Source organism: Pseudoalteromonas sp. APC 3691, assembly GCF_030408135.1.
Taxonomy (GTDB): Bacteria; Pseudomonadota; Gammaproteobacteria; order Enterobacterales; family Alteromonadaceae; genus Pseudoalteromonas.
The window spans coordinates 38493-51558 of record NZ_JASDCB010000008.1 but is presented as its reverse complement, the minus strand read 5'-3'; the positions used below and the strand labels follow the sequence as shown (position 1 = coordinate 51558).

Annotated in this window: 11 protein-coding genes; 4 read left to right on the top strand and 7 right to left on the bottom strand. The window is 39.5% G+C overall.

The annotated features are described in order from the left end of the window. The first annotated feature begins 2 nt into the window (after positions 1-2). Entirely contained in the window at positions 3-1244 is a 1242-nt protein-coding gene (locus tag QL998_RS04415) for an amidohydrolase family protein (protein WP_290192214.1), read from the top strand. Between the two features lie 116 nt (positions 1245-1360). Here the strand turns inward: QL998_RS04415 and QL998_RS04410 are convergent, their stop codons facing one another. Both QL998_RS04410 and cspD read right to left on the bottom strand, forming a co-directional pair. Further along, complete coding sequence (locus QL998_RS04410; protein WP_290192213.1) at positions 1361-3583, bottom strand: NADP-dependent isocitrate dehydrogenase; 2223 nt, start codon at positions 3581-3583, stop codon at positions 1361-1363. Positions 3584-4108: 525 nt separating this feature from the next. Continuing rightward, on the bottom strand, positions 4109-4327 hold the full coding sequence (cspD, locus tag QL998_RS04405) for a cold shock domain-containing protein CspD (RefSeq protein WP_002962500.1): 219 nt from the start codon (positions 4325-4327) through the stop codon (positions 4109-4111). A gap of 209 nt (positions 4328-4536) precedes the next feature. Here cspD and clpS point away from each other — a divergent pair, with 209 nt between their 5' ends. Both clpS and clpA read left to right on the top strand, forming a co-directional pair. Continuing rightward, positions 4537-4845: an ATP-dependent Clp protease adapter ClpS gene (gene clpS, locus QL998_RS04400; protein WP_007585109.1), complete on the top strand. Its 309-nt coding sequence runs from the start codon at positions 4537-4539 to the stop codon at positions 4843-4845. Between the two features lie 68 nt (positions 4846-4913). After that, positions 4914-7175, top strand: coding sequence for an ATP-dependent Clp protease ATP-binding subunit ClpA (gene clpA / locus QL998_RS04395; protein WP_007585108.1), 2262 nt, complete (start codon positions 4914-4916; stop codon positions 7173-7175). A gap of 214 nt (positions 7176-7389) precedes the next feature. On the opposite strand, the gene infA is transcribed toward clpA, so the two are convergent. The 4 genes from infA to trxB form a co-directional block, all read right to left on the bottom strand. Beyond that, on the bottom strand, positions 7390-7608 hold the full coding sequence (gene infA, locus QL998_RS04390; RefSeq protein WP_002962494.1) for a translation initiation factor IF-1: 219 nt from the start codon (positions 7606-7608) through the stop codon (positions 7390-7392). A gap of 90 nt (positions 7609-7698) precedes the next feature. Beyond that, positions 7699-8403 (bottom strand): arginyltransferase, encoded by a 705-nt coding sequence (locus QL998_RS04385; RefSeq protein WP_182197023.1) that lies wholly within the window; start codon positions 8401-8403, stop codon positions 7699-7701. Then, positions 8396-9112 carry a leucyl/phenylalanyl-tRNA--protein transferase gene (gene aat / locus QL998_RS04380; protein ID WP_024595507.1) on the bottom strand — a complete coding sequence of 239 codons (717 nt, stop codon included), beginning with the start codon at positions 9110-9112 and terminating at the stop codon, positions 8396-8398. Before aat ends, QL998_RS04385 begins: the two co-directional genes overlap by 8 nt. A 97-nt stretch (positions 9113-9209) precedes the next feature. Continuing rightward, entirely contained in the window at positions 9210-10160 is a 951-nt protein-coding gene (gene trxB, locus QL998_RS04375; RefSeq protein WP_182196999.1) for a thioredoxin-disulfide reductase, read from the bottom strand. A gap of 287 nt (positions 10161-10447) precedes the next feature. On the opposite strand from trxB, the gene pssA reads away from it, so the two are divergent. Next, entirely contained in the window at positions 10448-11773 is a 1326-nt protein-coding gene (gene pssA / locus QL998_RS04370) for a CDP-diacylglycerol--serine O-phosphatidyltransferase (RefSeq protein ID WP_101217386.1), read from the top strand. Positions 11774-11892: 119 nt separating this feature from the next. Here pssA and ald read toward each other — a convergent pair whose 3' ends face one another. Continuing rightward, the gene (gene ald, locus QL998_RS04365) at positions 11893-13014 is read right to left on the bottom strand and encodes an alanine dehydrogenase (protein WP_024599039.1); all 1122 of its coding nucleotides are present in this window, start codon (positions 13012-13014) and stop codon (positions 11893-11895) included. Positions 13015-13066: the final 52 nt, after the last annotated feature.

Here is a 13066-nt window from a genome sequence, read left to right as displayed (position 1 = left end):
GAATGAAAAATTTATCACGTTCGTTTTCGCTTTCTCTGGTTGCTGCAGGATTATTAGCATCTGGTGCTGTAAGCGCACAATCGCTAGCAATTATTAATGCAACATTGTATACGTCATCTGATCAAGGTGTTTTAGAAGCGGCAAGCATTGTAATGACAGATGGTAAAATCACAGCGATTAACCCAACTGAAATTAAAGTAGATCAAATTATTGATGCAAAGGGCCAAATTGTAACCCCTGGCTTTATTGCAAGTATTAATCAACTTGGTTTAGTTGAAGTAAGTGCAGTTGCAGGCTCTCGCGATGCAGGCGAGGAAAAAGCCGGTATTGATTTTGACGTAAGTCTTGCTTACAACGCACATTCAAGCTTAATCCCTTACGCTCGTAAAGGCGGTGTAACACGCGATGTCATTACCCCTCATGGCGGCGATAGCATTTTTTCAGGCCTTGCGAGTGTTGTTGATTTAAGTGGTAGTTTTGACAGCGACATGCAAAAACAAGCGGCTTTAATTGTTTACTTAGGTGAGCGTAGTAAAGGTTCTCGTGCTTTTACTTTGCAAACACTTATTAATAAGCTTGATGAGCACAAAACTAAAGCCGGTAAAAAAGCTAAAAAAGATGACGACAAGCCAAGTACTGAAGATAAAGTAATGGCAAAAGTACTCAGTGGCGAAATGCCATTAGTGGTTGGCGTATCTCGTGCGGCAGATATTATTGAGCTTATTAAAGTAAAAGAGCAATTTGGTATTAACTTGGTACTTAATGGCGCACAAGACGCTGTTGTAGTTAAAGAGCGAGTTGCTAAAGCAAATATCCCAGTGATCGTTAGTGCAATGGATAGCTTACCAGCAAGTTTTGATTCGCTTCATGCGAGTTTAGATAATGCAGGTGTGCTTGAAAAAGCAGGGGTTAAAGTATTATTAACGGTAGGTGGCGATGCAAGCCACAATATTTATCAGCTGCGTTTTGATGCTGGTAATGCAGTATCGTATGGTATGAGCCAAGAAGGTGCGTTAAAAGCGGTTACATCAAACGTTGCAGATGTATTTGGTATCAATGCCGGTAGTCTTGAAGTAGGTAAAGCCGCTGATGTAGTAATGTGGAGTAATGACCCGTTTGAACTAAGCAGCCACGTGAGCAAAATGTTTATAAATGGCGTTGAGGTATCTACACAATCTCGCCAAGATAAACTGCGTGACCGTTATACAACTGATTCAAAAATGCCACGCGCCTATACAAAATAGTATTGCCTACTATTTTTATTTAGGTAAAAGAAAAGGCTGCAACTGCAGCCTTTTTTATGGTTACAAAAAAGCCGCTTACTTTTACAAGTAAGCGGCTTTTAAATTTAAACCAATATTTATACTAATTTAGCAAGAATATCGTTAAATGTAGTGCTTGGACGCATCGCTTTAAAGGCTGCATCATCGTTAGGCTGGAAGTAACCGCCTAAATCAACTGCAGGACCTTGCGCATCGTTAAGTTCACTTACGATTTGCTCTTTATTAGACTCAAGGTCGCTAGCAATTTGAGTAAACTGTGCTTTAAGTTCACTGTCATCATTTTGCTTAGCAAGTTCTTGTGCCCAGAATAAAGATAGGAAGAAATGAGAACCACGGTTATCAATTTCTTTTACTTTACGTGAAGGAGACTTGTTTTCTGCTAAGAAAGTGCCTGTCGCTTTATCTAGCGTATCAGCAAGTACTTGTGCTTTGTTGTTACCCGTAGTTACGCTAAGGTGCTCAAGTGATGCAGCAAGTGCTAAAAATTCACCTAAAGAATCCCAACGTAAGTGGTTTTCTTTTTCGAATTGTTGAACATGCTTAGGTGCAGAACCACCCGCGCCAGTTTCAAATAAGCCGCCACCGTTCATAAGTGGAACAATTGAAAGCATTTTAGCACTCGTACCTAGCTCTAAAATTGGGAATAAATCTGTAAGGTAATCACGTAATACGTTACCTGTTACAGAAATAGTATCTTTACCTTTTTTAATACGCGCTAATGAGAACAATGTTGCTTCAAGCGGTGCTAAAATTTGAATATCTAGGCCAGCTGTATCGTGATCTGGTAGGTATTTGTTTACTTTTTTGATTAGTTCAGCATCGTGCGAACGATTTTCATCTAACCAGAAAATAGCAGGAACACCTGTTGCGCGTGCACGATTTACTGCAAGCTTAACCCAATCTTGGATTGGTGCGTCTTTAACCTGACACATGCGCCAAATATCGCCTTGCTCAACACTGTGCTCAAGTAATGTATTACCATTTGCATCAACAACACGGATAGAACCATCTGCTTTAGCCTCAAACGTTTTATCGTGTGAACCGTATTCTTCAGCTTTTTGAGCCATAAGACCAACGTTAGGAACGCTACCCATAGTTGTTGGATCAAACGCGCCATTTACTTTACAAAAATCAATAGTTGCTTGGTAAATACCCGAGTAACAACGATCTGGAATTACAAAGCTAGTGTCTTGTAATTTACCATCGTTATTCCACATTTGACCGCTTGAACGGATTGCAGCAGGCATAGAAGCATCGATGATCACGTCACTTGGTACGTGTAGGTTTGTAATACCACGGTCAGAATCAACCATAGCAATAGCAGGGCGGCTAGCGTAAACAGCTTGAATGTCCGCTTCAATTTCTTCGCGCTTAGCATCGTCTAATGTTTGAATTTTAGAATATACATCGCCTAAACCATTATTTACATCAACACCTAGCTCTTCAAAAAGCTCACCGTGTTTAGCAAATACATCTTTGTAGAATACTTTTACAGCGTGACCAAAGATAATTGGATCAGATACTTTCATCATTGTCGCTTTCATGTGAAGCGAGAATAAAACACCTTTTTCTTTAGCAGCGTCAATTTCAGCAGCTAAGAAAGCTTGAAGCTTAGAAGCGCTGATGCTTGATGCATCAATAACTTCGCCAGCTAAAAGAGGCGTGCTTTGTTTAAGTACAGAAACGTCGCCGTTAGTTGCAACATGTTCAATACGTACATCAGTGGCTGTATCAACAGTTACTGACTTTTCTGAACCAAAGAAGTCGCCTTCGCTCATGCTTGCAACATAAGACTCTGAATCTTTGCTCCACGCACCCATTGAATGCGGGTTGTTACGTGCATATTCTTTTACAGAACCTGGTGCGCGACGATCAGAGTTACCTTCACGTAGTACTGGGTTTACTGCACTGCCTTTGATTTTGTCGTAAGCAGCTTGAATTGCTTTTTCTTCATCATTTTTAGGTTCAACAGGGTATTCTGGAAGAGCGTAACCTTTTGCTTGAAGCTCTTTAATTACAGCGCGAAGCTGTGGTACAGATGCACTGATGTTTGGTAATTTGATGATGTTTGCTTCTGGTGTTTTAGCAAGCTCGCCAAGTTCAGCAAGTGCATCACCAATGCGTTGTTCTTGTGTTAAATAATCAGGGAAGCTGGCAATTACACGACCTGCTAATGAGATATCGCGAGTTTCAACTTCAACACCGGCCGCATTTGTATATGCTTGGATGATCGGTAGCAACGAGTAAGTTGCTAGTGCCGGAGCTTCGTCCGTTTTTGTATAGATAATTTTTGATGTCATCATCATTCCTAGATAGTAGACCGAAAAGGTCTTATTCAACAATGCAAAGAAAATCATTACTAATGAGTGAGTACATATTATTAAACAAGTTAATGAATACATACGCTCGTAATGAATAGTTTGTTAGGTGTTGGTACTCAGCGTTGCTCTTTTATAAAAGCAGAATAGTCACACCTGACGAACTGGAATTGTATTTATAGCTAAAAAATTAACAAAAATAAATCAGCCTTTAGCCTAGTACATATAAAAGAGGCGACAAGTTGGATTAGTTGCTGCGTTAATACGCAATTTTTAGCACCAAGAGTGTAACAAGCTTAAATAAAAAGGGCTAGAGGTTGAGCATGCCCAATAAGCAGTTAAACAATCAACTCTTAGAACATTGGGGTATATAAAATAAATTCAAGGAAAAGGGTTGAATTTGAATGAAAAGAGGCAATAAATAAGGGAGAAGAGATAAGTTAGTATGCTTAAGGAATTAAGCGAGGATCTTAAAAGGTCACTCGCTTTAGTCGAACAAAACAATAGTCACTCAATAATGTCACCATCTGGGGCAATATTTTTAGCGTGTAGACCTTTAGGTCCTTGTTCTAATTCGAATGTTACATCTTGACCAGCTTTAAGCGTTTTATAACCGTCCATTACAATTGTTGAGTAATGAGCGAAAATATCATTCTCGCAGCCGTCTTCTACGATGAAACCAAAACCTTTAGCGTTGTTGAACCATTTAACTTTACCGCAAGCCATACTTCTACATCCTTCAATAAGTTGACTAATTTAGTTATTCTAAATTGTATTATTTGCTAGACTGACTAAGGTTTAATCAATCTACGTTTGACTGTAGTTTATTTAGCCAACCAGTCAAGTGTTTTGAGTTATTTTTTTAACATTTTATTTATTTTTTATTCAAGTTTGCTTGAGTTACAAAGACAAGACTATATTTAATTATGAGTGGTATGAAAGATTCAGGTGTTATCGATACAGTTCGCGACAGCGAAAAGCAAAAGCTACAGCCGCCGCGAAAATATAAAGTTGTTTTAAATAACGACGACTACACGCCGATGGACTTTGTAATAGAAGTTTTAACGACGTTTTTTAATATGGATAGCGATAGAGCAACCGACGTGATGCTTCAGGTTCATGAAAAAGGTAAGGGTATATGTGGTGTTTACAGCGCCGACGTAGCCCACACCAAAGCTGAACAAGTTAACCGCTACGCGCGTGATAACGAGCATCCACTGCTTTGTAGTTGTGAGCAGGAATAAATACCAATTAGGGTGATCAAACATCCGATTGTTGTGGTATAAATTATTATCTCAGTAAGGGGTTGCCAATGCTAAACAAAGACTTAGAACTCACATTAAATGCCGCGTTTCGTGAAGCGCGCACTCGCCGTCATGAGTTTATGACCGTAGAGCACCTTTTACTTGCGCTGTTAGATAATCCTTCTGCAGGAGAAGCCCTAAACGCGTGTGGTGTTAATATTTCTGGTTTAAAAACCGAATTATTAGAATTTATTGACGAAACAACACCCGTCATTCCAGATTTAGAAGAAGAGCGTGAAACTCAGCCAACACTTGGCTTTCAACGTGTATTACAACGCGCTGTGTTCCATGTGCAATCGTCAGGTAAAAATGAAGTCACTGGCGTGAATGTGCTAGTTGCTATTTTTTCTGAGCAAGAAAGCCAAGCTGTATATTTACTTAAAAAGCATGATGTATCGCGTTTAGACATCGTTAACTTTATTTCGCATGGTATTTCTAAAGCAGATGATGAATTAGGCAACGACAGCGACGATATTCATGATGAAGTGCAAGAAGTTCAAAATGAAGAAGCAAGCAAGCTAGATAGCTTTACAACTAACTTAAACGTTCAAGCTCGTGAAGGTAACATTGACCCACTGATCGGACGCGACAGCGAAGTAGAGCGCACAGTACAAGTATTGTGTCGTCGTAAAAAGAATAACCCATTACTTGTTGGTGAAGCGGGCGTTGGTAAAACAGCAATTGCTGAAGGCTTAGCGTATCGCATTGTTAATAAGCAAGTACCAGAAGTAATTGCAGATGCTGTTGTGTACTCGCTAGATATGGGTGCATTGCTTGCGGGTACTAAATACCGTGGCGACTTTGAAAAGCGCTTTAAAAGCTTACTAAAAGAGCTGCAAGCTGAGCCAGGCTCTATTTTATTTATTGATGAAATACATACCATAATCGGTGCCGGCGCGGCGTCTGGTGGTGTTATGGACGCATCAAACTTGCTTAAACCACTCCTTTCAAGTGGTAAGCTGCGTTGTATGGGTTCAACAACTTACAATGAGTATAAAAATATTTTTGAGAAAGACCGTGCATTAGTACGTCGCTTTCAAAAAATTGATGTACTTGAGCCAAGTGTTGCCGATACTACTAAAATATTAAATGGCTTAAAAGAGCGTTACGAAGAGCATCATGGCATTCGTTACACTCAAAAAGCATTAAAAGCAGCTGCAGAACTCAGTGCTAAATACATTAATGAGCGCCACTTGCCAGATAAAGCAATTGATGTAATTGATGAAGCCGGTGCAAGTCAGCGCCTACAACCTAGCTCTAAACGTAAAAAAACCATTGGCGTGGCTGATATAGAGCTAATTATATCTAAAATGGCACGTATCCCAGCGCAAAGCGTCTCGTCAACAGATAAAGAAACGCTTAAAAACTTAGACCGTAACCTTAAAATGCTCGTGTTTGGGCAGGATCAATCTATTGACGCACTTACATCAGCTATTCGTTTATCTCGCTCTGGTTTATCGAGCGAAGAAAAGCCAGTAGGTTCGTTTTTGTTTGCAGGGCCTACCGGTGTGGGTAAAACAGAAGTAACTAAGCAACTTGCTAAATGTATGGGTGTTGAGTTTATTCGTTTTGATATGTCGGAATATGTAGAACGCCATGCAATTAGTCGATTAATTGGTGCTCCACCAGGGTATGTTGGTTTTGAGCAAGGTGGTTTATTAACAGAAGCAGTTATTAAAAATCCACATGCTGTTGTACTTTTAGATGAGATTGAAAAAGCGCATCCAGACATTTACAACATTTTGCTACAGGTTATGGATCACGGTACGTTGACCGATAATAACGGCCGTAAAGCTGACTTTAGAAATGTAGTGGTTGTAATGACTACCAATGCGGGCGTTCAAGAAACTACGCGTAAGTCGATTGGTTTTACAGAGCAAGATCATACGCACGATGCAATGGGTGCAATTAATAAAGTATTTTCACCAGAATTTAGAAACCGTTTAGATAACATCATTTGGTTTAATCACCTTGAACGTGAAGTTATTTTACTGGTGGTTGATAAGTTTATTGTGGAACTGCAAGCGCAGCTTGATAAAAAATCAGTTAACCTTGAGCTTACGTCTAAAGCACGTGAGTGGTTGGCAGATAAAGGCTACGATAAAGCAATGGGTGCACGTCCAATGGCACGTGTTATTCAAGAAGAGCTTAAAAAGCAATTAGCTAATGAAATACTGTTTGGTGAACTTGTTGATGGCGGTACAGTTAAAGTATCGGTTAAAGACAAGAAGATCCGCTTTGATTACGAGAGCAATTTAACGCCAGCGTAAAACGTTAATTACACAACTAAGTTAAATAAAAATGGCCCGCTAAATAATAGCGGGCCATTTTTTTGCCATTTTTATAGGCAACAAAAAACCCAGTAAAAACTGGGTTTTTTGTTTATTAAATGTAATTGCTAGTCAATGTCTATCAATTACATTTAATAAACGCTTAAAGCTAGTAAAACACTAGCCAAAAACTAAATCTCGTTTACGCACTTACTTAGCGAGCACGGAATACGATACGACCCTTTGATAAATCGTAAGGAGTCATTTCTACCGTTACTTTATCGCCGGTTAAAATACGGATATAGTTTTTGCGCATTTTGCCTGAAATGTGAGCCACAACTACGTGACCATTTTCTAGCTCAACTCGGAACATTGTATTTGGTAAAGTATCAAGGACTGTCCCTTGCATTTCGATTACGTCTTCTTTCGCCATGTTTAGCGTAACACCTCTTTAATAGTTAAACGCTGCAGATTTTGCCCAAAATACACCAATAAGTAAAGGCGCAGGGGCTATATTTGCAAATTAAATAGCCACCCACTCATCATTGAGCTGTTTTTGAGCTGGTAAAAACTGAGTTTTGTACTTCATTTTATCGCATTCATCAATTTGATAGCCTAAGTACACGTATTGCTTATTTTGCTCTTTTGCAAATTTAAGCTGCTCTAATATCATCACAGAGCCTAAACTATAGTGTTCAAAGTCGGGGTCAAAAAAAGTATAAATTGCAGAAATAGAGCTGTTCATACAATCAGTTACGGCAACTGCGGCTAAAGTATCTTGGTGCCATAGTTCAATAAATGTGATTTTGAGCCAACTGCAAAGTAAAAAGCTTTGAAACTGTTCTTTTTCAGGAGGATACATACTTCCATCCTGATGGCGCATCGTTATGTATCTACTATAGAGCGGATAATACTCAGGGCGTTCTTGCATCGAGTATTTCACTTCAAACTGGTTTTTTGCTTTGTTTAGTTTACGTTTTTGCGATTTTGAAGGGATAAAGTCTTGTGCTAATACACGTACAGAATTACATGCACTGCATATTGGGCAGTGTGGACGATATATTTGGTTACCACTGCGACGAAACCCTAAGCCTAATAATGACTCAAATTTGTCTGTGCTGTAGCAACTAGGATCAAGAATAACTAATAGTTGCTCTTGTCTGTTGGGTAAATAACTACAGTCAAACTCTTGGGTTAAACCAACACGTGCAGGAAGTTGCTCATTCATAGATTGCGTCAAGTTCTTGTGGCTCCCACATAATAGGATTAATAATATAGTTATGTGCAGCTTTTAGTTTAGTCAAAAATGTTGAGCGGGGGATTACTTGTGCACCTAAGGTCATTAAATAAGGGTTTTCTAACTGGCAATCAATAAAATGCGCATTATGACGTTTAAGCCAATTTACCAGTGCCCACATAGCAAGCTTTGAGCAATTGGTTTGATGATGAAACATCGATTCACCACAAAAAACACCATTTTGCATAATACCATATAAGCCACCTGCAAGCTCTCCGTTGCTCCACACTTCTAAGCTATGGGCAATGCCAGCATTGTGTGCATTAACATAAGCGTTGAGCATGTCAGAGGTGATCCAAGTGCCATCGGTATCAAGGCGTTGATCGCGACAAGCTTCTATTACCTCCTCAAAGGCATTATTAATGGTTACTTTTACAGGGTGCTTTTTTAAATGTTTACGCAGGCTCTTACTTATATGAAAATCATCCAGTTCAAAAATCCCGCGTTCGCTCGGCGACCACCACATAATAGGCTCATCTTCGCTAAACCAAGGGAATATTCCGCTTTTGTAGGCATTACTTAGGCGAGGTAAACTTAAATCTCCGCCAATTGCTAACAAGCCATCAGGGGATTCTAATGCGTATTCCGGATTGGGGAATGCTATATCGGTTTCACTTAATTGGTATAGCTGATTTCTCATACAGTACTTATTTTATAATTGATCGTAAAAGTGTAACTATATTTTAGACATAAAAAAAGGGCTGAATAATCAGCCCTATTATAATTTATTTAATTGCTTATAAATTATCTAAGAAACGCTCTGCATCAAGGGCAGCCATACAGCCTGTACCCGCTGATGTGATTGCTTGACGGTAAATGTGGTCAGACACATCACCTGCAGCAAAAACGCCCTCTATACTTGTTTGAGTTGCGTTACCATTCAATCCAGACTCTACAACTAAGTAGCCGTCTTTCATTTCTAGTTGACCAACAAACATATCTGTATTTGGCTTATGACCAATAGCAATAAATACACCGGCTAAATCTAGCTCTTGTGTTGCATCAGAGTGTGCATCTTTAATACGAATGCCAGTTACGCCCATTTGGTCGCCTAATACTTCGTCAAGCGTACGGTTGTAATGTAAAACAACGTTACCGTTAGCTGCTTTTTCAGCAAGGCGGTCTGCAAGTATTTTTTCACTACGGAAACTATCACGGCGGTGAATAACATGTACTTCGTCAGCAATGTTAGATAAGTATAGCGCTTCTTCAACCGCTGTATTACCACCACCAACAACCGCTACTTTCTGACCTTTATAGAAAAAGCCATCACATGTAGCACAGGCTGAAACGCCACGGCCTTGGAAATTAGTTTCAGACTCTAAGCCTAAGTATTTAGCAGAAGCACCTGTTGCAATGATTAATGCATCACATGTGTAAGTACCTTGGTCGCCAGTTAGTGTGAAAGGGCGCTTAGATACATCTACTTTATTGATGTGATCGAATATGATTTCAGTTTCAAAGCGCTCAGCGTGCTCTTTCATACGATCCATTAATGCAGGGCCCGTTAAGCCGTGTGCATCACCAGGCCAGTTTTCAACTTCAGTTGTGGTTGTTAATTGACCACCTTGTTGAATGCCTGTAATTAAAACAGGGTTTAAATTTGCACGTGCGGCATATACTGCTGCAGTATAACCAGCTGGGCCAGAGCCTAAAATTAGTAGCTTACAATGTTTTGCTTCAGTCATTATTTTTTCCTAAACGTTTAATACGGTCTTTAATGCGCTCGATTCTAAGAAAAACAAGGCAGATGTAAACAAAATCCGCGATTATTTTTTTTCTCAAATCGAAAGGCTGTGCAGTATTGTGTACTAGAGCTCTATGCTTTTACAGTTAATATGTCAAAGTAGCTCAAAAAACAGACTAACAGGCAATAAAACAGCGTTAATTCATGACCCCCTTGATTTTTTTTGTTATGTTTTACCTAATTTTATTTGTCACTGATAGATTATGTGACCTAAGTGAATAGGCAACTATGTTATTTTGGCAGGAAAAACCCGCATTCGGGTTGACTTCAAAAGACGTTAACGTCTTAACCAATGCGCAAGATTACCGAACGCAATTGCTACGTTTGATAGCTAACGCAAAAAAACGAATTTACATTACGGCATTGTATTTACAGGATGACGAAGCAGGTCGCGAAATTTTAGAAGCGCTGCATCGTGTGTCATTGGCAAACCCGGCACTTGAGATAAAAGTGCTGGTGGATTTTCATCGCGCGCAACGTGGATTAATTGGCGCTGATAAATCAGACGGTAACGCAAGTTTATACTGTGACGATTTAGAAAAGTTTAAATCGAACGTACAAGTTTATGGCGTACCTGTAAAAGCTAAAGAATTGTTTGGCGTATTGCATTTAAAAGGTTTTGTAATTGACGACACCTTACTTTACAGCGGCGCAAGTTTAAATAACGTTTACTTGCAGCATAACGAACGCTACAGACTCGATCGCTACTTTTTAATAACGCAGAACGAACTGTGTGACTCAGTGGTTGATTTTATTGAGACAAAGCTACTTTCATCAGTGGCTGTGCCACGTATAGACACGCGACCGCTTAAGCGTTTGCACGACTTTAAGCTTGATCAAAAGCAATTAATGCGTGATTTAAAAGTCGCAAGTTATAACGCAGCAGAGCAGCTAAATACGCAAGCATTAGGTATTCGCTTGTTTTTAGGACTCGGGCGTCGTAATAACGAGTTAAATCGTTTAATAAAAGCGTTATTTGATACAACAGAGCAAGAGCTTGTGTTGTATACGCCATACTTTAATTTTCCGGCACCGCTTATGCGATCACTGCGCCGATTATTAAAGCAAGGCAAGCAAGTGACTATTGTTGTAGGCGATAAAACAGCAAATGATTTTTATTTACCGCCAAGCGAGCCGTTTAGTAAAATAGGGGCATTACCTTATTTATACGAAACTATTTTGCATAAATTTGTAAAAACGCAAAAGCGCCATATCGATAACGGTAATTTAAATGTGTATCTGTGGAAAGATGAAAGCAATTCGTTTCATTTAAAAGGTATTTGTTCAGATAGAACAAAACATTTACTGAGCGGGCATAACTTAAATCCGCGTGCATGGGGTCTTGATATCGAAAACGGTATTTTAATAGAAGATCCAGAGCAAACAATTATGGATGCTATTGATAACGAAAAGCAGGAAATTTTACAACACTGCCGACGTTTAACAGGCCCAGATGATTTAGAAACGATGGATGATTACCCGCAGCCAGTTAAAAAACTACTTGGCCAAGCTAAGCGCGTAAAAGTAGATTTTATAATTAAGCGTTTTATCTAAATAAGTTTATATAAATCTGAAATTTAAATACAAAAAAAGCAGCTAATTAGCTGCTTTATTTATGGGTTGTAGTTAGGTAGCTACATTACTTAATACCAACCTAACTACAAAACGCTAAATTATGCGTTTTCTACCGCTGTGCGTGGGTCAACATATTCCATGTTGAACGCTTCAGCTACTTCTTTGTAAGTTACTTGGCCTTTAATTACATTTAAGCCTTTTAAGAAGTGAGCGTCATCTAGTAATGCCTTTTTATAACCTTTGTTTGCAAGGTTAATGATGAAAGGCAATGTTGCATTGTTAAGTGCAAACGTAGATGTACGTGGAACAGCACCTGGCATGTTAGCAACACAGTAGTGAACAACTTCATCAACGATGAAAGTAGGATCAGCATGCGTCGTTGCTTTAGAAGTAGCAATACAGCCACCTTGGTCGATTGCAACGTCAACAATTGCAGAACCAGGTTTCATTGCTTTAATGTGCGCAGCAGTTACTAATTTAGGTGCAGCTGCACCTGGGATTAGTACGCCACCAATTACTAAGTCAGCTTCTAGTACGTGTTTTTCTAGTGCATCAGCAGTTGAGTAAATAGCTTTTACTTTATTACCAAATTGCGCATCTAGTGCACGTAATACGTCGATGTTACGATCAAGCACTACAACTTCAGCACCAAGGCCAACAGCCATTTGAGCTGCGCTACGACCAACCATGCCGCCGCCAATAACAACAACTTTAGCAGCTTCAACGCCTGGTACGCCACCTAGTAGCATGCCACGACCGTGGTTAGATTTTTCAAGCGCTTGTGCACCAGCTTGAATAGACATACGACCAGCAACTTCGCTCATAGGAGCTAGGAGCGGTAAACCACCGCGAGAGTCAGTTACAGTTTCGTATGCAATACAAATAGCTTTGCTTTTTACAAGGTCTTCAGTTTGTGGAAGATCAGGTGCAAGGTGTAAGTAAGTGAAAAGAATTTGGTCTTCACGTAGCATTGCACGTTCAACAGCTTGTGGCTCTTTTACTTTTACAATCATGTCTGCTTTAGCGAAAACGTCAGCAGCTGTTGCTAAAATTTCAGCACCCGCTAGCGTGTAATCTTCGTTAGTAAAACCAATACCCATGCCTGCATCAGTTTCTACAATCACTTGGTGACCGTGGTTTACTAATTCACGAACACTTGCAGGAACCATACCTACACGGTATTCATGGTTTTTAATTTCTTTAGGAACACCAATAATCATATCATTTGCCTTATTAAGAACGGATTAACATTTTCCACTATTATATTCATCA

Excerpts from the sequence above, each read along its gene's own strand:
- QL998_RS04415 (WP_290192214.1), top strand. The coding sequence starts at position 3 with ATGAAAAATTTATCACGTTCGTTTTCGCTTTCTCTGGTTGCTGCAGGA.
- QL998_RS04410 (WP_290192213.1), bottom strand. The coding sequence starts at position 3,583 with ATGACATCAAAAATTATCTATACAAAAACGGACGAAGCTCCGGCACTA.
- cspD (WP_002962500.1), bottom strand. The coding sequence starts at position 4,327 with ATGGCTTGCGGTAAAGTTAAATGGTTCAACAACGCTAAAGGTTTTGGT.
- clpS (WP_007585109.1), top strand. The coding sequence starts at position 4,537 with ATGAAAGATTCAGGTGTTATCGATACAGTTCGCGACAGCGAAAAGCAA.
- clpA (WP_007585108.1), top strand. The coding sequence starts at position 4,914 with ATGCTAAACAAAGACTTAGAACTCACATTAAATGCCGCGTTTCGTGAA.
- infA (WP_002962494.1), bottom strand. The coding sequence starts at position 7,608 with ATGGCGAAAGAAGACGTAATCGAAATGCAAGGGACAGTCCTTGATACT.
- QL998_RS04385 (WP_182197023.1), bottom strand. The coding sequence starts at position 8,403 with ATGAATGAGCAACTTCCTGCACGTGTTGGTTTAACCCAAGAGTTTGAC.
- aat (WP_024595507.1), bottom strand. The coding sequence starts at position 9,112 with ATGAGAAATCAGCTATACCAATTAAGTGAAACCGATATAGCATTCCCC.
- trxB (WP_182196999.1), bottom strand. The coding sequence starts at position 10,160 with ATGACTGAAGCAAAACATTGTAAGCTACTAATTTTAGGCTCTGGCCCA.
- pssA (WP_101217386.1), top strand. The coding sequence starts at position 10,448 with ATGTTATTTTGGCAGGAAAAACCCGCATTCGGGTTGACTTCAAAAGAC.
- ald (WP_024599039.1), bottom strand. The coding sequence starts at position 13,014 with ATGATTATTGGTGTTCCTAAAGAAATTAAAAACCATGAATACCGTGTA.